This window comes from Paraconexibacter sp. (assembly GCF_041602235.1).
In the GTDB taxonomy this organism is placed as follows: Bacteria; Actinomycetota; Thermoleophilia; order Solirubrobacterales; family Solirubrobacteraceae; genus Paraconexibacter.
The window spans coordinates 1-17,480 of sequence record NZ_JBFIGP010000051.1 but is presented as its reverse complement, the minus strand read 5'-3'; the positions used below and the strand labels follow the sequence as shown (position 1 = coordinate 17,480).

General features: G+C 71.9%; 14 protein-coding genes and 1 tRNA gene. 7 read left to right on the top strand and 8 right to left on the bottom strand.

From position 1 onward, the window contains the following. Nucleotides 1–74: 74 nt before the first annotated feature. Nucleotides 75–148: transfer RNA gene (locus ABYE80_RS06450), tRNA-Met, on the bottom strand. A gap of 114 nt (nt 149–262) precedes the next feature. Here ABYE80_RS06450 and ABYE80_RS06445 point away from each other — a divergent pair. The 3 genes from ABYE80_RS06445 (at nt 263) to ABYE80_RS06435 (ending at nt 3,212) form a co-directional block, all read left to right on the top strand. Further along, nucleotides 263–685 carry a PaaI family thioesterase gene (locus tag ABYE80_RS06445; protein WP_372789442.1) on the top strand — a complete coding sequence of 141 codons (423 nt, stop codon included), beginning with the start codon at nt 263–265 and terminating at the stop codon, nt 683–685. Between the two features lie 33 nt (nt 686–718). Further along, nucleotides 719–1,375, top strand: coding sequence for a DsbA family oxidoreductase (locus ABYE80_RS06440; protein WP_372789441.1), 657 nt, complete (start codon nt 719–721; stop codon nt 1,373–1,375). Nucleotides 1,376–1,616: 241 nt separating this feature from the next. Continuing rightward, nucleotides 1,617–3,212: a D-glucuronyl C5-epimerase family protein gene (locus ABYE80_RS06435; RefSeq protein ID WP_372789440.1), complete on the top strand. Its 1,596-nt coding sequence runs from the start codon at nt 1,617–1,619 to the stop codon at nt 3,210–3,212. Nucleotides 3,213–3,256: 44 nt separating this feature from the next. On the opposite strand, the gene ABYE80_RS06430 is transcribed toward ABYE80_RS06435, so the two are convergent. Beyond that, nucleotides 3,257–4,864 carry a methyl-accepting chemotaxis protein gene (locus ABYE80_RS06430; RefSeq protein WP_372789439.1) on the bottom strand — a complete coding sequence of 536 codons (1,608 nt, stop codon included), beginning with the start codon at nt 4,862–4,864 and terminating at the stop codon, nt 3,257–3,259. Between the two features lie 121 nt (nt 4,865–4,985). Between ABYE80_RS06430 and ABYE80_RS06425 the strand changes: the two genes are divergently transcribed. After that, nucleotides 4,986–5,912: an NAD(P)-dependent oxidoreductase gene (locus ABYE80_RS06425; RefSeq protein WP_372789438.1), complete on the top strand. Its 927-nt coding sequence runs from the start codon at nt 4,986–4,988 to the stop codon at nt 5,910–5,912. Between the two features lie 13 nt (nt 5,913–5,925). Beyond that, the gene (locus ABYE80_RS06420) at nt 5,926–6,849 is read left to right on the top strand and encodes a Ppx/GppA family phosphatase (RefSeq protein WP_372789437.1); all 924 of its coding nucleotides are present in this window, start codon (nt 5,926–5,928) and stop codon (nt 6,847–6,849) included. 328 nt (nt 6,850–7,177) lie between these two features. On the opposite strand, the gene ABYE80_RS06415 is transcribed toward ABYE80_RS06420, so the two are convergent. Then, the gene (locus tag ABYE80_RS06415; protein WP_372789436.1) at nt 7,178–8,830 is read right to left on the bottom strand and encodes an acetolactate synthase; all 1,653 of its coding nucleotides are present in this window, start codon (nt 8,828–8,830) and stop codon (nt 7,178–7,180) included. A 140-nt stretch (nt 8,831–8,970) separates the two neighbouring features. On the opposite strand from ABYE80_RS06415, the gene ABYE80_RS06410 reads away from it, so the two are divergent. After that, nucleotides 8,971–10,398 (top strand): hypothetical protein, encoded by a 1,428-nt coding sequence (locus tag ABYE80_RS06410; RefSeq protein ID WP_372789435.1) that lies wholly within the window; start codon nt 8,971–8,973, stop codon nt 10,396–10,398. Here ABYE80_RS06410 and ABYE80_RS06405 read toward each other — a convergent pair. Together ABYE80_RS06405 and ABYE80_RS06400 are read right to left on the bottom strand one after the other, a co-directional pair. Then, nucleotides 10,316–11,968: an adenylate/guanylate cyclase domain-containing protein gene (locus tag ABYE80_RS06405; protein WP_372789434.1), complete on the bottom strand. Its 1,653-nt coding sequence runs from the start codon at nt 11,966–11,968 to the stop codon at nt 10,316–10,318. The genes ABYE80_RS06410 and ABYE80_RS06405 overlap by 83 nt on opposite strands. An 83-nt stretch (nt 11,969–12,051) precedes the next feature. Beyond that, on the bottom strand, nt 12,052–12,714 hold the full coding sequence (locus ABYE80_RS06400) for a hypothetical protein (protein WP_372789433.1): 663 nt from the start codon (nt 12,712–12,714) through the stop codon (nt 12,052–12,054). A 275-nt stretch (nt 12,715–12,989) separates the two neighbouring features. On the opposite strand from ABYE80_RS06400, the gene ABYE80_RS06395 reads away from it, so the two are divergent. Then, complete coding sequence (locus tag ABYE80_RS06395) at nt 12,990–13,670, top strand: winged helix-turn-helix transcriptional regulator (protein WP_372789443.1); 681 nt, start codon at nt 12,990–12,992, stop codon at nt 13,668–13,670. Nucleotides 13,671–13,761: 91 nt separating this feature from the next. On the opposite strand, the gene ABYE80_RS06390 is transcribed toward ABYE80_RS06395, so the two are convergent. The 3 genes from ABYE80_RS06390 to ABYE80_RS06380 all read right to left on the bottom strand — a co-directional run. Continuing rightward, complete coding sequence (locus tag ABYE80_RS06390; RefSeq protein ID WP_372789432.1) at nt 13,762–15,222, bottom strand: MlaD family protein; 1,461 nt, start codon at nt 15,220–15,222, stop codon at nt 13,762–13,764. Then, complete coding sequence (locus ABYE80_RS06385; RefSeq protein ID WP_372789431.1) at nt 15,222–16,544, bottom strand: MlaD family protein; 1,323 nt, start codon at nt 16,542–16,544, stop codon at nt 15,222–15,224. Before ABYE80_RS06385 ends, ABYE80_RS06390 begins: the two co-directional genes overlap by 1 nt. Continuing rightward, the coding region (locus ABYE80_RS06380; RefSeq protein ID WP_372789430.1) for a hypothetical protein at nt 16,541–17,480 on the bottom strand (940 nt) is incomplete at its 5' end. The genes ABYE80_RS06385 and ABYE80_RS06380, both read right to left, overlap by 4 nt.

Sequence of the window (17,480 nt, the reverse complement as noted above, 5' to 3'; positions counted from 1 at the left end):
CTGGCCCCAGAACTGCGAAAGCCGCCCGGCGAGAGGCGGCTTCCGTGCTGGCTCATTCCGAGGAATGAGCCAAGTAGCGGGGGCAGGATTCGAACCTGCGACCTTCGGGTTATGAGCCCGACGAGCTACCAGACTGCTCCACCCCGCGGCGGACCGCAAAGTCTAGCACTTCGGTCCCGCACGGCACGGCCCGCCACGGTCCGCGCGGCCCGAGGTTCGTGCGTTCGCCGGCGGTCCGCCCCGATCGGCGACGATGGCGGCCATGCCCCTCTCCCCCGACGCGCTGCGGACCGCGGTGCAGACCGTCCTCGACGTGCCGCTGCACCGCGCCCTGGACCTCCAGCTCCTCGACCCGAGCGACCCCGTACAGGGCCTCGCGATCACGGTCGGCGACCTGACCGCCAACAACGTCGGCGTCCTGCACGGCGGGCTCGCGCCGCTGTTCCTCGACGTGTCCGCCTACCTCGCCGTCCTGCCCACCCTGGAGCCCGGGACGAACGCGGTGACGCACACGACGACAGCGTCCCTGCTGCGCTCCGTGGCGTCAGGCACCCGCGTGCGTTTCCGCGGGACCGTGGACAAGCGCGGGCGCGGGCTGGTGTTCTGCTCCGCGCACGGCCTCGACGAGGACGACCGCCTCGTCGCGACCGCGCAGATCGTCAAGTCGATCGTCGAGGTGCGGTGAGCGCGGCCGAGGCCAACTGCAAGGATGGAGGGCATGCACCTGGAGATCTGGTCGGACGTCGCGTGCCCCTTCTGCTACATCGGCAAGCGCAACCTCGAGACCGCGCTCGAGACGTTCCCGCAGGCCGATCAGGTGACGGTGCGCTGGCGCAGCTTCCAGCTCGCCCCCGACGCGCCGACGCGGATCGAGGGCACGCAGCTCGAGCACCTCGCCCGCAAGTACGGCCGGACGCTCGAGGAGGCCGCTCAGATGCAGGACGCCATGACCCGCATGGCCGCGGAGAGCGGCGTGGAGATGCACTTCGACCGCGTGCAGCTCACCAACACCTACGACGCGCACCGCCTGCTGCAGTACGCCCACACGACGGGCGCCCAGGACGCGCTGAAGGAGCGGCTGCTGCGCGCGTACTTCGTGGAGGGCGAGCATCTCGGTGAGCACGCCACGCTCACCCGCCTGGCGACGGAGACCGGTCTGCCCGAGGATCGCGTCGCCCAGATCCTCGCCACCGAGGACTTCGGGGCCGAGGTCCGGCGGGACATCGAGCAGGCCCAGGAGTTCGGCCTGCAGGGCGTCCCCGCGTTCGTGCTCGACCGGCGCTTCGGACTCACCGGCGCCCAGCCCCCCGAGGTGATGCTGCAGGGGCTCCAGCGGGCGCTGGACCTGCACCAGGACGCCGCGACCGCCGGCTGAGCGGCTCGGCGGGGGGCGTCGTCGCGCCCCCATCGGACACCGCCGGCGCGCCCGGGGACTTACGCATCGCACAGGTTCTGCCGATATGACCTAGTGACCCGTTGTGTCCCGGTCCCGTCTTCCGAACCCCCGCGCCCGGCTCGCCGCCATCGCGGCAACGCTCCTCCTCCCGGCCCTGACGGCCGCAGCGCTGCCCGCCGCGACCCACGCGGCCGAACCGACGCCGGTGCCCACGGTTCCGGTGTCCCTCCCCCTGCTCGTCGGACTCACCGACGTCACGCGCGCCGGCACCGAGCGGATCGATCGCGGTGCCCGCCAGGTCGACCGGCGGTTCCGTCGTCGCGCGCTCCGAGCGCTGCGTGGGTCCAAGAGCGTGGACGCCGTGATCCGTCGCGCCTGGCTGACGCGCGTGACCGATCGCGCCACCTACCAGGCACAACGCCGCGCGCTGTCCCGGGCTCGCCGCGCGGCCGCCACGCTCACCGGCGTTCGCGGGTACGAGCAGCGCAACGCCCTGCGCATCGTCGAGAACCTCGCGGCCGGCGGCATCCTCACGACCGACCGGCTGTACCCCGTGATCCTGACCCTGTCGCGCAACACCGACTGGTGGACGCGCCGCAACCCACCGAGGGTCGGGCGATCGCTCGTGCGCGGCGCCGATCCCGTCACGCTGCGCTACGCACCCGGCCGCGGACTGATCCTGCACCAGCTCGGCAGCTGGGGTCGTGTGTCCTCGCTGGCCGGGGAGTGCCTGCGGGACCGCGCCCACTGCCCGCGACGGCGTCTGCGCACCGCCGTGAACCGGCTGCTGGCGCTCGGTGTCCGCCGTGACGGCGTGCTGCGTTTCGAGTCCTACTTCTCCTGGAGCGGAGCCCACGCGCCGTGGATCAGCGCGATGACGCAGGGCACCGCGATCCAGGCCCTCGTCCGCACCTCGGTCATCCTGCACAGCCCGAAGGACGCGAAGTACGCGCGGGCCGCCCTGGGCGCCTTCGCCCGCCCGGCGCCGGTCGGCGTCGCCGTCCGCGCGCCCGGAGGCCGTCACTACGTCATGTACTCGAGCGCCCCCAGCCTGCGGATCCTCAACGGCCACCTCCGGGCGCTGACCGGTCTGCGCGATCTCGCCAGCCTCGGCGAGTCGGGGCGCGCGCTGGAGCTCTACCGCCGCGGCGAGCGCGCCGCTCGCGTCGAGCTGCGCAAGGCCGACACGGGCGCGTGGTCCCGGTACTCCGACGGCGGCAAGGAGGCGAGCCTCGCCTATCACCGGCTGGTGACCTCCTTCCTCAAGGACCTCTGCGATCGCGAGGCGGGGCGCCGCTACTGCACCGCGACCAAGCGGTTCGCCCGCTACGTGCGCGAGCCGACCCGCGTGGGCCTGCGGGTGACGAAGCGCCCCCGAGCGCAGGCCGCGGCGGGCGTGTCGGTGTGGGTGTCCAAGGTCTCGACGGTCGCCGTGCGCATCCGCGACGCCAGCGGACGCACGGTCATGAGCCGGGACACGACGCTGACCCGCGGCTCGCACCGGTTCGGCTGGTCCGCGCCCCGCAAGGGCAAGTACGCCGTCCAGGTCGTCGCCGTCGGGCCGGGCTCGCCGCCGCCGGGCCGGGCGACCGCCGCGGTGAAGGTCCGGCGGTCCGCCGCCGAGGTCGCCAGGGCGCGAGCGCGCGCCAAGGCCAAGGCGCGTGCCAAGGCGAAGGCGAAGGCCAGGGCGAAGGCCGAACGCGAGGCGAAGCAGCGACGCGCCAAGGCCGAGGCGCGCAAGCGAGCCCAGAAGGACGCCCGGGCCGAGGCACAGCGGACCGGGCAGAGCTCGCGGACCGCCGTGCCCGAAGGCTAGGCGCTCCGCGCCCTCCACCGGCGCCTGGCCGCCGAGCGGTCGCCTCAGGCGGTGGTCGCCAGCCGGAAGCGCCCGACGAGCTCCTCGAGCGTGGACGCGCGGCCCGACAGCTCGGCGGCGCTCGTGGCGATCTCCTGCGCCGAGGCGCTCGTCTGCTGCGTCGAGGCGGACACCTGCTGCGCGCTTGCCGAGGACTGCTCGGCGACGCTCGCGACATCCCCCATGTCGGCCTGCAGCCGCGTCGAGGCGTCGGCGATCTGCTTGATCGCGGCCGCGATCTGCGTCACGCGGGTGTTCATGTCGTCGACCGAGCCGCCGATCCGCAGGAAGCTCTCGCGGGCCTGCTCGACGGTGCTCGCGCTGGTCTCGGTGGCCTCGGCACCGGACCGCACGACGTCCATGGCGCGCTGCGTCTCGCCCTGGATCTCGGTGATCAGCCCCCCGATCGACGCCGCCGCGCGCTGCGACTCCTCCGCGAGCTTGCGGACCTCGTCGGCGACGACCGCGAAGCCACGACCCATGTCACCCGCGCGCGCCGCCTCGATGGCCGCGTTGAGCGCCAGCAGGTTCGTCTGCTCGGCGATGTTGGTGATCGTGTCGACGATGCCGCCGATCTGGTCGCTCTTGCGCGCCAGATCGCCCATGACGCCGTTGACGGCGTGCGAGGTCTCGCGGACCGCGGTCATCGCCTCCGTGGCCTGCGTGACGGCCTCCGCGCCCTCGCTCGCGACATCGCGTGCCTGGCGGGCCGCGCTCGTCGCCTCGTCGGCGCTCGCGGCGCTCGAGGTGGTGGCGGTGACCATCTCCTCCGTCATCCGCTGCGCGGACTCGACCGAGCGGACCTGCCGCTCCGCCCCGTGCGCGACCTCCCCGACCGCCTGGGCGATCTCACCGATGGCACGCCCGGCCTCGTCGCTGGTCTGCGCCATGCGCTGGGATGCGTCCGCGAGCTGCGTGGCCATCTCGCTGAGCTGGGAGACCAGCCGGCCCAGGTTGTCCTGCATCGCGACGAACGCCGACCCCACGACGTCGTGGTCGCTCTTGACCTGCACCTCGAGGGACAGGTCGCCGTCGGCCACCCGCCTCGCCCGATCGGCCACCTCGCCAAGATCGGTGCGCATGGTGTTGTAGGCCTCCAGCGACGCCTGCGCGCGGCCGAGCATCGCGTTGAACACCTCGCCGAGCTCCCCGATCGGCGCGCCGGACTCCGAGACGACCGGGCTCGTGACCGGGGTGACCTCGACGCTGAGATCGCCTTCGTTGGCCATCACGTTCAGGCCGTGCTCGAGATCGGTCAGGCAGTTGGCGTTGAGGCTGTTCAGCCGCGCGCGGAGCTGGTCCAGGACCGACTGGTCGCCGAGCGCGGACCGCAGGTCCTCACGCATCGCGTTGTACTCGTCGAGGGCGACCTGTGCGCGGCCCAGCATCGAGTTGAAGATCTCGACGAGCGCCTGGATGTCCGCGTTGGAGGACGTGGACTCGATCGGCGTCGTGACCGGCGTCGCGGAGACCGTGAGATCACCCCGGGTCATGGCCCCCAGGCCCTGCTCCAGCGCGGTCAGGCAGTTCTGGTCGAGGCTCGTCAACCGCTCTCGCAGGTCACGGATGACCGGGTCGGACGCTGCGCGGGCGCCCCTCTTCCAACGGAACATGTAGGTCCTCCATGAGGTCTGGTCTCGGCGCGCCGCGCCCGGATCGCGGACGTGCGCTCCGACCGGTAGTCGGAAGCAACCGGATGCGCTTGAGAGCGTCGCGTTTGCGAGCATGGGGCTCGTGTCGACCGTGGCTGTCACCCGCCGCCTCCCCGGGGCCGCGCTCACGCGTCTGGCCGCCGAGCACGAGGTCGTCGTGTGGCCCGGGGACCTGCCGCCCGCGCCGATGGAGCTGTGGGCGCTGACCGCCGGCGCCGACGCCCTCCTGTGCCTGTTGACCGACCGGATCGACGCCGACCTGCTTGCCGCCGCACCGCACCTGCGGGCCGTCGCGAACTACGCCGTGGGCTTCGACAACATCGACGTCGACGCCGTTCGTGCGCGTGGGATCGCCGTCGGCGTGACCCCGGACGTCCTGACCGACGCGACCGCCGACCTCACCCTGGCCCTGCTGCTCTCGGCAGCACGGGGGTTGCCGCAGGCGGCCGCCGCGGTGCGCACCGGGGCGTGGCGGACGTGGGAGCCCCGCCGGTGGCTCGGACTCGAGCTCCGCGGCGCGACCCTCGCGCTCGTGGGCGGCCGTGGCCGCATCGGCAGGGCGGTCGCTGAGCGCGCTGCCGCGTTCGGCATGAACGTCGAATGCATCGGCCGCGACGACGACCTGCGCGCCGCCCTCGCGCGAGCTGACGTCGTGTCGCTGCACTGTCCCCTGACCGCGGAGACGGCGAGGATCATCGACGCCGACGCTCTGGCCACGATGCGCCCGGGATCGGTGCTCGTCAACACGGCACGCGGTGGGCTCGTGGACCAGGTGGCCCTGCGTGCCGCCCTCGAGCGCGGACATCTCGCGGCCGCGGCGCTCGACGTCACCGATCCCGAGCCGCTGCCCCCCGACGATCCGCTCCTGTCGGCGCCGAACCTGCTGGTCCTGCCACACATCGGGTCGGCGACGCACCGAGCCCGCGAGCGGATGGCCGACATCGCGGTGGACAACCTGCTCGCCGCGCTGCGGGGGGCGCCCATGCCGCACCCCGCACCCGGGCTGTGACTACAGTGGCGCCATGCGCGTCGCGGTAGCGGACATCGGAACCAACTCGACCCGGCTGCTCGTGGCGGACGTCGCGCAGGACGGCGCCGTGGTGGAGCTCGAGCGGCACAGCACGGTCACGCGCCTGGGCCAGGGGGTCGACGCCAGCGGCGCCCTCCACCCGGATGCGATGCAGCGGGTCTTCGACACCCTGGCGACGTACCGGGAGCGGATCGACGCGCTCGGCGCGACCGCGACGACCGCCGTCCTGACCAGCGCCGTGCGCGACGCGTCCAACGGCGCCGAGTTCACCACGCGCATCCGCGAGGAGTTCGGGTTCGACGCGCGGGTGATCAGCGGCGACGAGGAGGCCCAGCTCACCTACCTCGGGGCCACGTCCGGGCGCCCGGAGGACGCTCCGGGTCCGGTCGTCGTGATCGACATCGGCGGCGGTTCGACCGAGTTCGTGGTCGGGGAGGGCGGGCGGATCCTGCAGCACGCCTCGACCCAGGCCGGTGTCGTGCGGCAGGCCGAGCGTCACGTCCGGCACGATCCGCCCAGGCACGACGAGCTGATCGCCGTCGCGGATGAGGTCCGGGGGATCTTCACCACGGCGATCACCGCCGACCTACGGGCCGCCGTCACCACCGGGATCGCGGTGGCGGGCACCGCGACCTCGTGCGCGGCGATCGCCCAGGATCTCGAGCCGTACGACCCGGAGAGGGTGCACGGCTTCCGGCTGCCCCTGGCCACCTGCGAGCGTCTGCTGGCCCGCCTCGCCTCCATGGACGTCGAGGAGCGCCGTGACGTGGCCGGTCTGCACCCGGACCGCGCACCGACGATCGTTCCCGGCGTCGTGCTGCTGATCGAGGCGATGCGCGCCTACGACCTCGACGAGGTCGAGGTCAGCGAGCACGACATCCTGCGCGGCGCCGCGCTGCAACTCGCTCGCGCGTGATCGGCGCCATCCCCACTTTTCTGCGCCCGTGTAGACGGACGTCTGATTGTGGCGACGGCCCCGACTGCGGATACTGCTGAAGCCGGGTCCACGGGGTGCAGCCGAAACGCACATCCCCACAACCGGCCTCATAGGTTCGGGCGTAGCCGCATCGAAACGGCGCCTCCCGCCGCTCGAACCACTCTAGATCGGCCCCAGCATGGCACGTACCCCTGCCCGTCCTGTCGGGGCCAGTTTGAGAGCCGCCCTTCGGGGCGGCTCTTGACGTTCCGGGGTCAGGTCCAAGCCCGCGGTCAGGCCCGTGGCCCGCGCTCCGACGCGCGGGCGACTACGCCAGGTTCGACTTGCGAGGGTAGACGACGGTCGGGTCCGTCGAGACGTTCACCAGCGCCGGCTTGCCCGCGCTGAACGCCCGCGCGAGCGCCGGCTTGACCTCGTCGGGGGTCCGCACGAACTCGCCGTGCCCGCCGAGTGCCTCGACGACCTGGTCGTAGCGCGTCTCGGGGCGCAGGTCGGCCGCGACGGAGTAGCCGTAGAGGAACTCCATCGGGTGCTTCTCGAGCGCCCAGATCCCGTTGTTCCCCATGACCCCGACGACGTTGATGCCCAGGCGGGCCATCGTGTCGTACTCCATCGCGCTGAAGCCGAAGGCGCCGTCCCCCTGCAGCAGCACGACCTGGCGGTCCGGGTGCGCCGTCTTGGCCGCGATCGCGTAGCCGGGGCCGCAGCCCAGGCAGCCGAACGGACCCGGATCGAGCCAGCAGCCGGGCTCGTAGCTGTCGATCACGCGGCCGGCGTAGGACACGAAGTCCCCGCCGTCGCCGATGATGATGGCGTTGCGGTCGAGGACCTCGCCGAGCTCCTTGTAGAGCCGCATGGGGTGCAGCGGACCGCGCGGATCGTTCATCTCCTGCGCCTCGCCCGCGCGCTTCTCGTCCTCGACCTCGCGCAGCTGCTTCACCCATCCGGAGCGATCGGGCTGATCGAGGTGGGCGTTCTCCCGCAGCGAGGTGAGGATGCCGGGGATGCCGCCGTAGAGCTCGGCGGCGACCGGGCGCGGATGCTCGCGCAGAGGTTCGGCCCGGTCGACCACGATGAGCTGCGTCTCCTCACCGAACGAGCCGCCGAAGCCCAGGCGGAAGTCCATCGGGACACCGATGACGAGCGCGACATCGGCGCCCTTCAACCCGGCCCCGCGGGCGCGCGAGAAGTACAGCTCGTGATCGGCCGGCACGCAGCCCCGGCCCAGGCCGTTCACGAAGGTCGGGATCCGCAGCTCCTCGATGAGCTCGAGCAGGGCTCGCTCGCCGTGACCCCAGTACAGGTTGGTGCCGGCCATGACGACCGGGCGCTCGGCCTTGCGCAGCAGCTCGATCGCGCGGGCGAGCGCCGCGTCGTCGGGCAGCGGACCCTCGGCCATGGAGGGCAGCACGAGATCGCTCTGCGGCTCCTCGGCCTCCATGAACACGTAGTCGAGGGGGAAGTCCACGAACGTCGGGCCGCTGTGCGCGCTGAGCGCGGCGACGAGCGCCTCGTCGACGAGTCCGGGGATCTCTTCGGTCGAGCTCGGCGTCGCCGCGAACTTCGTCAGGGGCCGCACGAACGGCACGTGATCGATCTCCTGCAGCGACCCCTGCCCCCAGCGCAACGCCGGGGCGCGGCCGCCCAGGACCAGCATCGGCGAGTTGTTCATCTGGGCGGACCCGAGAGCACTCATGCCGTTGGTCACGCCGGGACCCGCGGTCAGCGCGGCGACCCCGGGCTGGCGGGTGACCTTCGCCCAGCCCTCGGCCGCGAACGCCGCGGCCTGCTCGTGGCGCACGTCCACGAGATCGATCCCCTCTTCGCGACATCCGTCGTAGATCGAGAACAGGTGGCCGCCCGACAGGGTGAACAGCTTCGTCACGCCGTGGGCCTTGAGCCGGCGGGCGACGAGGCGTCCGCCGTGCAGCTGGGTGGTGGGCTCGGTGCTCGTGCTCATGAAGGCCCACCCTAGCGCGCGGGCAGCCCCGGCGACGACCCGACTGAACGCCACCGTTCACGACTCCACACTTCTGTTCAAGGTTTTCGTACATGTGCCGATATGGGGATCACCACTTCTGGCCCGTCCGAGGAACCCTCATGCTCCCCATCCGCCGTTGCCTCCCGCTGCTCGGGGCCCTGATCACCGCTGCGCTCGTGGCTCCCGCCGCCGCGCCGGCCGCCTCCGCGATCGTCAAGGGCCAAGTCGTGGGATCGCCGTACGTCGCCGACGCGACCCGGACCGCCGTCCCGGTACTCCTCTCCAAGGAGACCGCCCGGGGCGCGAAGCTGAAGTCCCCGCTGGGCGTCGTGATCATGCCCCGGCGCACCGCCGTCCCCACCCCGTCGGGATCGGTCCTCCCGGGCCGGCTGCGCCTCGGCGACAGGTTCACGGGTCGCATCACGATCACCAAGGAGGCCCGGGCCGCGACCTACCCGCGCCTGGCCATCAAGCGCACCAAGGTGACCAAGCGCTCCAAGCAGCTCTCGACGCAGGAGCTCGAGGAGGAGCTCGCCCGCACCCGCAAGAACCTCGCCGGCCTCGCCACCTACGTCAACCAGCTCGCGGCCTACGTCGGCGCCGGGTTCGCCGACGTGAACGGTCGCGTCACCACCCTCACCACCCAGCTCGGCGTGGTCCGCACCGACGTCGCGACGCTCAGTGGGCGCGTCGACAAGCTCGCCCTCGACCTGGCCGCCGCCGCCAAGGACCTGCGGGATCGCATCGACCTCGTGCGCAGCGACCTGCAGCCGCAGATCACCGCGGTCGCCGATCAGCTCGCGGCGCTGTCCGCGCAGCTCGGGGCGTGCGGCACCGCAGGCACGGTGCTCAACCGCATCTGCGTGCTCGAGACGGCGCTGGCCGGACTCAGCCCCACCGACCTCGGTCCGCTCACCGACCGCGTGACCCAGATCTCCAGCGCCCTCACGACGCTCGTCAACCAGCTCACCGGCCTGACCCTCACCGGGGACCTGCCGGCAGCGCTCACCAACCAGATCACCACGCTGCTGTCGAACCTCACCGGGCTCTCGGGCACGGTCGCGGGCCTCACCGGCCAGGTCGGCACGCTGAACACGACGGTGTCCTCGCTCTCCGCCGGGCTCACGTCGGTGACGGGGCTCGTCGGCGGCGTGGACGTCGGAGCGCTCAACACCACCGTCTCGGGCCTCACCGGACAGGTCGGGAACCTCATCACGACCCTCGGCACCGACCCGTCGGGCCTGAACTCGACCACCATCAGCACCCTGCAGACGGCGCTGACGGGCGCCCAGACGCAGGTCAGCGGGATCCTCGCCTACCTCAGCCCGGGGGACTCGAACCTCGCGACGACGGCCGACAACACGCTCAACCAGGCGACCGCGACGCTCGCCGGGCTCACCGGGACGACCATCCCGGCCATCCAGGGTCAGCTCGCGACCGTCTGCACGACGTGGAGGACGACGCTCAGCGGTGTGAGCCTGCCCGTGCTGAATCTGCTGGCCGTCCTGACCGGGAGCACGACCCTGCCGACCCTTCCGAGCTGCTGAGGCCGTCCGGGTCCGACCTGCTGAGATCACCCGGGTCCGACGGTGGGACCCGGGACGCCACCGGCGGCGCGTAGAGCACGACCGCGTCGCGCTTGCCCTTCAGCGCGACGGGCTCACGAGCCCCGAACGCCGGCCAGTCCCGCCGCAGGAGTGCGACGGTCGCCGCGGTGACGAGCACGTCGTCGCCGGTGGACCGTGTCGCCTTCTCGACGCGCGCCGCGGTGTTGACCGTGTCCCCGATCACCGTGAAGTCGACCCGCCCGCCGCCGCCGATCGTCCCGGCGACGACCGGGCCGCTGTTGACGCCGACGCCGATGCCCAACGCCTCGCCGTAGCGCTCCCGCACGACGGCCGAGATCTGCTGCGCGGTCTCCACCGCGCGGTCGGCGTGGTCCTCGACGCGATCCGGCGTCCCGAAGACCGCCAGCAGCCCGTCGCCCAGGAACTTGTTGACGTGGCCGCGGTTCGCGCGCACGATCGGGACCACCAGGCCGTAGAACTCGTTCAGCCGGGCGACGACCTCGGCGGCGCTGGAGCGCTCCGCGAACGCGGTGAAGTCCCGGATGTCGAGGAAGAGGATCGAGACCTCGACCTCCTCACCGAGGATGTCGTGCCCCTCGGACATGACGCGGTCGGCCACCTGCGGATCGACGAACGCCGCCATCGCGTCATGGAGCGCAGCACGCTCCTGCAGGCCCTCGACCATCTGGTTGAAGGACACCGCGAGCTGCCCGGCCTCGTCGGTGCCCAGGACGGGGACCCGCGCGCTGAGGTCCCCGCGGGCGACCGCGTCCGCCCCCTGCCGCAGGTCGCTCAGCGGCTCCACGATCGAACGCGCCAGCAGCACCGACAGCTCGAAGCTCAGCGTGAACGCGACCCCGACCGCGAGGAGCACCCCGAAGCCCAGCGCGGCGAGGCCTTCCTGATCCGGGGACGACAGCCCGCTGACGACGACGCCGGTGATGACGTTGATCGCCGGGAGCACCAGCAGCAAGCGCCGTTGGAGCGGGACGGTCACGCTGCCGAGCGACGCGTTGCGGGGCAGGTCGTCGGACAGCCGCTCGAGGACCGGCCGCATCATCAACTCCAGCGCCAGGAAGCGCAGGAGCACGCCGTACAGCAGCACGATGAGCGCAGCGGCCACGATCGCGGGGAAGTCCGGGAACCAGCGTTGGTCGAGCTCCCAGGTGATGTAGGCCCCGGCGGGGAGGATCGTGGCGAGCACGGTCAGCGGGCCGCGCTGGCGCAGGTAGGCGACGGGCATCGATCCGAGCGCGCGGAAGGCCGTCACCGCGGCTGCTGCGGACCGATCCCCGCGCAGCCAGGCGTCGGCTGGGCGCACGAGCCTCCAGGCGCCGCGGACGCCGAGGAGGTTGTCCATGAGCGTCAGCGCCTGGGTGACCGCGACGATCCGTCCGAACTCGGCCGCCGACATGTCGACGTAGAGGAGCAGCAGGGACGTCCCGCCGAGCACGATGAGATGCGCGACCTGGAACTGCAGCGCGATGGCGACCCGTGGGTAGCGCCGCCCGAGTTTGCGAAAGGCGAAGCGCAGGGGCGCCCGGAGCATGGGTGCATCGTCGCGGCCCGGGCCCCGCTTGTCCAGGGGGTTGCCCCCAGCGACAGGCGCGGGTCGACCCCCGACCGTGGTGCTCAGCCCGCCTGGGGCCTGAGGCGCGCCGCGCCGCTCTCGCGCGCGGCCGCCAGGACCTCCGGCAGCCGCTCCTCACCCGCGGTCAGCGTGTCGCCGACCCCGAAGCAGGGAAGTCGGTCGGCACCGCGAGCCGCGAGCTGCTCGGCGACCGACCTGGGCGCGATGTCGCGCGACGGGTCGGCGGCGGCGTGCAGGCAGGCGTCGATCCCCAGGCCTGCGGCGGCCGCGGCCTCGGCGAGGATCTCCGGATCGTCGAGATCGAACCCGCCGCAGTAGGCGAGGCGCCCGGCGGCCAGCGCGAAGGCGGGAAGGGTCCGGGCCTCCGCAGCCAGGGTCGCCACACGCGTCACGCGGACGGACCCAGGGCTGGTGTCGGGCCAGACGAGCGGCAGCCGCAGGACAGCGGCCCGGGCGGCGACACCGCGCCGGCGTGCGGCCTCCTGGCCGGGGAGGGGCATCCCGAGGGACGCGACGGGAATCCACGTCACGGTGCCGAAGAGTCGGTCGACGCGTTCCGCCGCCAGGTACGACTCCGGGGCCGACGGGTCGAAGTAGAACGTCACGGCTCGGCGCGTGGCCGTCTCGTGGGCGGCGACGTTCGCCGCTGCGGCCTGGCCCCCCCTTCGCGCCCGATGCTCGTCCAACATGATGACCTCGCCCACCGCCGTCTCCTGACCTCTCCCCGCCGCCGCGCCGCGGTGACCTGACCCCGTCCTGGACCTCTTGGGAGCACCAACGAACGCTCGGAACAAAGCTGGCGGTGTCTTGTACGACATTTGTCCAGGATTAGCCGTGCGTGATCCTGGATACACCACTTCTGCGCAGTACTCGCCTACCGTGTTCCTGAGAGATTCGGAAATCCGGCGCGTCGCGCCGACTGTCGCGATACTGTGGAGCCCGGTAGCGCTCGTCCCACGACTTACCCGAGGAGCACCCCATTCCCACCGTTCCCCCTCCCAAGCGGCATCCGTACGACCAGTGGGCCCCGGACGCCCGCGCCCTGGACCTGGTCGGCGACAAGTGGACCCTGCTGATCGTGCGTGATCTCGTCGGTGGTCCCCGCCGGTTCGTCGAGCTGCAACGCGTGTTGCCCGGCATCTCCACGGAGCAACTCCGCTCGCGTCTGAACCGCATGGTCGCCGACGGTCTCCTCACCCGCCAGCGGTACCGCGAGGTCCCGCCACGCGTCGACTACGAGCTGACCGAGCGCGCACGCGATCTGCTGCCGGTGATCGGCGCGCTCGCGCGCTGGGGGTCGCAGTGGGCCTGGAGCCCGCCGCGCGCCGACGAGGCCATCGACATCGGCGCGGTGTTCCGCTCGTGCCCGGGGATCGCCCTGCCCGGGAGCGTCAGCGGCGTCGTCGAGATCACGGCGGAGAGCCGGGACGGCCAGCTCAAGCGCTACGTCCTACAGGCGGCCGGCGGCAACGTCACCTACTCCGAGCGGTCCGAGCCCGACGCCGACGCGCGGATCTCGGGCACCGAGCAGGCGTGGATCGACGCCCTGGGGCCCGAGCAGTCGCGGTCCGACCTGCAGGTCTCGGGCGACAAGCGCCTGGCGAGCGCCCTGCTCGACGCGCTCAGCCCCGTTGCGGTGGCTGACGCCAAGGTCGCCTGAGCGACCGACCTCACCCGTACCGGACGTCCCGACGGCCGCCTGACCGGGCGGCCGTCCTCGTGTCCGCGGTCGGACCCCGAACCGCCCGCGACTACTTGGAGTAGTCGGCGGCCTCGATGCGGGGGTACTTCCGGGTGTTCCCGTCCGGGTACTGCGGGACCGGCTGGACCCAGCACGAGGGCATGTCGCTCGTGTCGGGCACCTGCGTCTGGTAGGTGCCGTCGCCCGGCTTGCCGGTGTTGTTGCAGTCCCAGTTCGGGAAGATCATCCGGATCGAGCGCTCCTTGCCCTGGACCGCCCCGGGGTTCAGGTACGCGTTGCCGCGCGATGCCGCCGGCCGGGTCGTGTACATCGCCGCCGTCTCGGCGCCGTTGGGGCCGTGCTGCCGCAGGTAGTGGCCGCGCTCGAAGTCGTTGCGGGTCGGAATGGTGTCCGCGAGGGCGCCGGCGCCGTTGGAGATGAAGTCCGCGACGGTGATCTGGTGGTACTCGAGCCACTCGAGGATCGGGTTGAGCTGCTCCAGGAACGGCTGGAGCTCGCCCAGCAGCGGCTTGGCGCCGTTGAGGATGTCCGTGGTCGCCGGAAGGCCGGTCTTCGCCGCGGTGATCAGCGGTGAGAGGTTGCGGAAGAACGCCTCGAGGTCCGGCGAGGCTGCACGCAGATCCGCGACGGCCGGGCGGAGATCGCCGAGCGCGGGGTCGAGGTCACGGATCAGCGGATCGGTGTCGCGGGTGAACGTCTGCAGCCGCGCGAAGGTGGCCTTGGACTCGTCCAGGAAGGTCGGGAAGATCCGGAACGTCGCCGCGAGCGCCTCCTGCTTCGCGCTCGTCGCGCCGAAGACGTCGTGCGAGTTGGTGATGAGGTTCTGGAGCTGGTCCTCGCGCTCGGTCAAGGCACCGAACACCACGCCCGTGTTGCGCACCAACCGGCGGACCGCGCCCTCCTGCGTGTCGAGCACGCCGAGCACGTCCTTCGCGTCCGCGGCGAAGTTCGGCAGGTTCCCGAACGCGTCGTTCAGGTCCTGCCCCCGGTCGTCGACCGCGGTCGCGAGCTCCTGCTGCCACACCTTGAAGCTGTTGCGGGTCGTCTCGTCCAGGGCGTCGAAGATCTCGTCCAGCTGGGTGGTCTCGACGACGCGCGCGGCGGGCAGCCAGCCGCCCTCCTTGACCTTCGGCGCGCTCTTGGTCCCCGGCGTGATCTCCAGGTAGGTCTCGCCCAGCAGCGTCTTCTGCCGCAGCGCGACGCGCGCATCCGAGGCGATCGGCGCGAACCGCGGGATCACCTCGACGGTGGCGATCGTCGCGTTCGGGTGGTTCTCGACGTCGATGTCCTTGGCGCGGACCTTGCCGATCGAAACGCCCGCCGTCCGGACGTCGGCCTCGAGGCCGAGCTGCGCGGCCTCGGGCACGGCGACCTTGAAGCGGTACCCCTCGGGCTTCAGCGGCGTGGGGCCGCCGAAGCTGACCCACAGGAACAGCAGCAGCCCGAAGCACGACAGCGCGAACAGCACCATCGTCATGAGGCGACCGAAGGTCGGAGCCTGCTTGACCACTAGCCGAGCACCCCCTTGCAGAGCGTCGGGTCGGCGAAGATCGGAGCGACGATGGCGCCGAAGGCCGGCTCGGTGTCGGCGATCTGCTTGAGCGTTCCGCAGCTGCCGCCGATCGAGACGGGCCGGAACGGACCGTTGGCGTCACCGGTGCTGAACAGGGCGTTGCCGACGTGCTGCAGCCACGCGGCCCAGAACAGGTAGCCCTCGTCCCGCGTGTTCACCTCGGGTCCCTCCCGACCGCCCGGGTTGTACCCGGCGAGGTTGAGCAGGCTGTTGATCGCGGTGAACGCCCGTGTCAGATCGGGTGTGGCGCCGGCCACCCGCTCGGCGGGCTGCTCGAGGCTCTGGACCACCGGACGAGCGGTGCGCACGAACGGCCGGATCTTCTTCTCCACGACCGGCGCCGCTTCCTTGACGAAGGGCGTGATCGCGCGGTTGGCGTCGTCGAGCTTGCGCACCGCCGGACGCAAGTCGGTGACCGCCGGTCCGAGCACGTCGGCCAGGCGCTCGACCTTGCCGAGCGTCGCCGTCGTCTCCTGGAGCGTGCCGGGCAGCCGTCGGACGGCCGCCGTGACGTTCTGCTGCTCGCTGGCGAAGGCCCGCAGGACGTTCGCGCTGGAATCGACGAGCTGCTCGAGGTCGTCGTCCTTGCTCGCGAGCTCGCCGTTGAGCTCGCCCAGGCTGTGGATCAGCCGACGCAGGTTCTTCTCGCGCTTGGCGACGAGCGACGTGACCTTCGCGATATCGCGGTGCGTCGGCTCGAACCTGCGGAACACCTCACGCAGGTCGCTGCCGCGGCCCTTCAGCCCATCCCCGGCACCGTTGACGAGCAGCTTGAGGTAGTCCCGCGTGTCGGCGTCGAGCGCGGCGAAGACCTCGTCCGGGTTGACGTCCGGCAGCGTGTTGGCGACCGGGATCGTCCAGTTCTCCTTGGCGACCGGCGCGCGCTTGGTGCCGGGCGTCAGCTCGACGAACATGTCCTTGAGGCCGGTCTTGGGCCGCAGCAACGCACGGGCGTCGGTCCGGACCAGACGGTCGAACTTCTTGTCGATGTCCATCGTGACGACGGCGATGCCGTCACGGAGCTCGACCTTCGAGATGTCGCCGATCCGCACGCCGGACACGCGGATCGTCTGGCCCTGACCCGGGGTCACGGCCTGCGCGGTGCTGAACTCGGCCTTCAGGACGAACGGCGCGTCCTCGAAGATCGGGAACCGCAGGCGCTGGTTGGAGAGGATGTACCCGCCGACGACGGCGGCGATGATCATCAGCCCGATGACGGACGCGAAGTCCTTCGCGTACTTGCGGATCGCGCGCTTCACTTCGCACCTCGCTTCGCCCGCTCCGCCGCGGCGCGGACCTTGGCGATCGTGTCGAGGGTCGCCGGCTTCTCGCTGACCTTGAGCGGCAGCTTGCGGGCCTTGATGTCCTTCTTCACGAAGTCCATCGCCTTCTCGACGTACCGGTCGTAGATCTCGCGACCCGGACCGGACGCGGGGATGTTGGCCTTGCGGCTGCCGGTGGGCGCGGGACCGGGGATCGAGCGCAGGTCGGGCTGCTCCTGCGTCTCGCACGGCACGTCGTTGCGCAGCGGCGAGCGGCCCTTGACCGGCGGGCGCGGGTTCACGCCGCCGACCGGCGTGTCCGTCAGGAAGAGCTGGCCGTTGCCCAGCGGCGTGGCGTACGTGCCGCCTGCGACCAGGACGCGGAACCACTGGCCGTTGGCGTCACCGGAGCGGCTCTCGCCGGCCAGCCCGGACAGGCCCTTGACCGAGTCCTGGAAGACGGGTCCGACCGCCGGGAACGCCTTGTCCTCGATCTTGTCCAGCGACCACGGCAGGATGACCTCGTTCTGGCAGCTCGACGCCAGGCGGGTCTGCTGGTACAGGGGCACGCTCAGCTTCGAGAGCTTCGCCAGCGAGGGCACGACGGGACGCAGATCGCTGCTGAGGCCCCGCAGCTCGGCCGCGCCGACCAGGCGCCGCACCTGCCGCGCGAACGGGAGGCTGGCGTCCAGCGCCGGGCCGGAGGAGCGCACGCCCGGCCGGAAGTCGGCGACGAAACGCCGCAACGGCGGGAAGGCCCGGTTGAGCGCGGCCAGCGCGGGCTGGGCGGCACGGAGCGTCCGGGGCAGCTCGGCGATCGCCTGCTCGAGCGGCTGGTCGGCCACCGCGAACGAGCGGGCGGTCGTGTTGAAGTCCGTGATGAGGTTCTTCAGCTGGTCGGCGTTGCGGTCCAGGGCGGCCGCCGTGGCGCCG

Excerpts from the sequence above, each read along its gene's own strand:
- ABYE80_RS06430 (WP_372789439.1), bottom strand. The coding sequence starts at position 4,864 with ATGTTCCGTTGGAAGAGGGGCGCCCGCGCAGCGTCCGACCCGGTCATC.
- ABYE80_RS06405 (WP_372789434.1), bottom strand. The coding sequence starts at position 11,968 with ATGCTCCGGGCGCCCCTGCGCTTCGCCTTTCGCAAACTCGGGCGGCGC.
- ABYE80_RS06420 (WP_372789437.1), top strand. The coding sequence starts at position 5,926 with ATGCGCGTCGCGGTAGCGGACATCGGAACCAACTCGACCCGGCTGCTC.
- ABYE80_RS06440 (WP_372789441.1), top strand. The coding sequence starts at position 719 with ATGCACCTGGAGATCTGGTCGGACGTCGCGTGCCCCTTCTGCTACATC.
- ABYE80_RS06445 (WP_372789442.1), top strand. The coding sequence starts at position 263 with ATGCCCCTCTCCCCCGACGCGCTGCGGACCGCGGTGCAGACCGTCCTC.
- ABYE80_RS06410 (WP_372789435.1), top strand. The coding sequence starts at position 8,971 with ATGCTCCCCATCCGCCGTTGCCTCCCGCTGCTCGGGGCCCTGATCACC.
- ABYE80_RS06415 (WP_372789436.1), bottom strand. The coding sequence starts at position 8,830 with ATGAGCACGAGCACCGAGCCCACCACCCAGCTGCACGGCGGACGCCTC.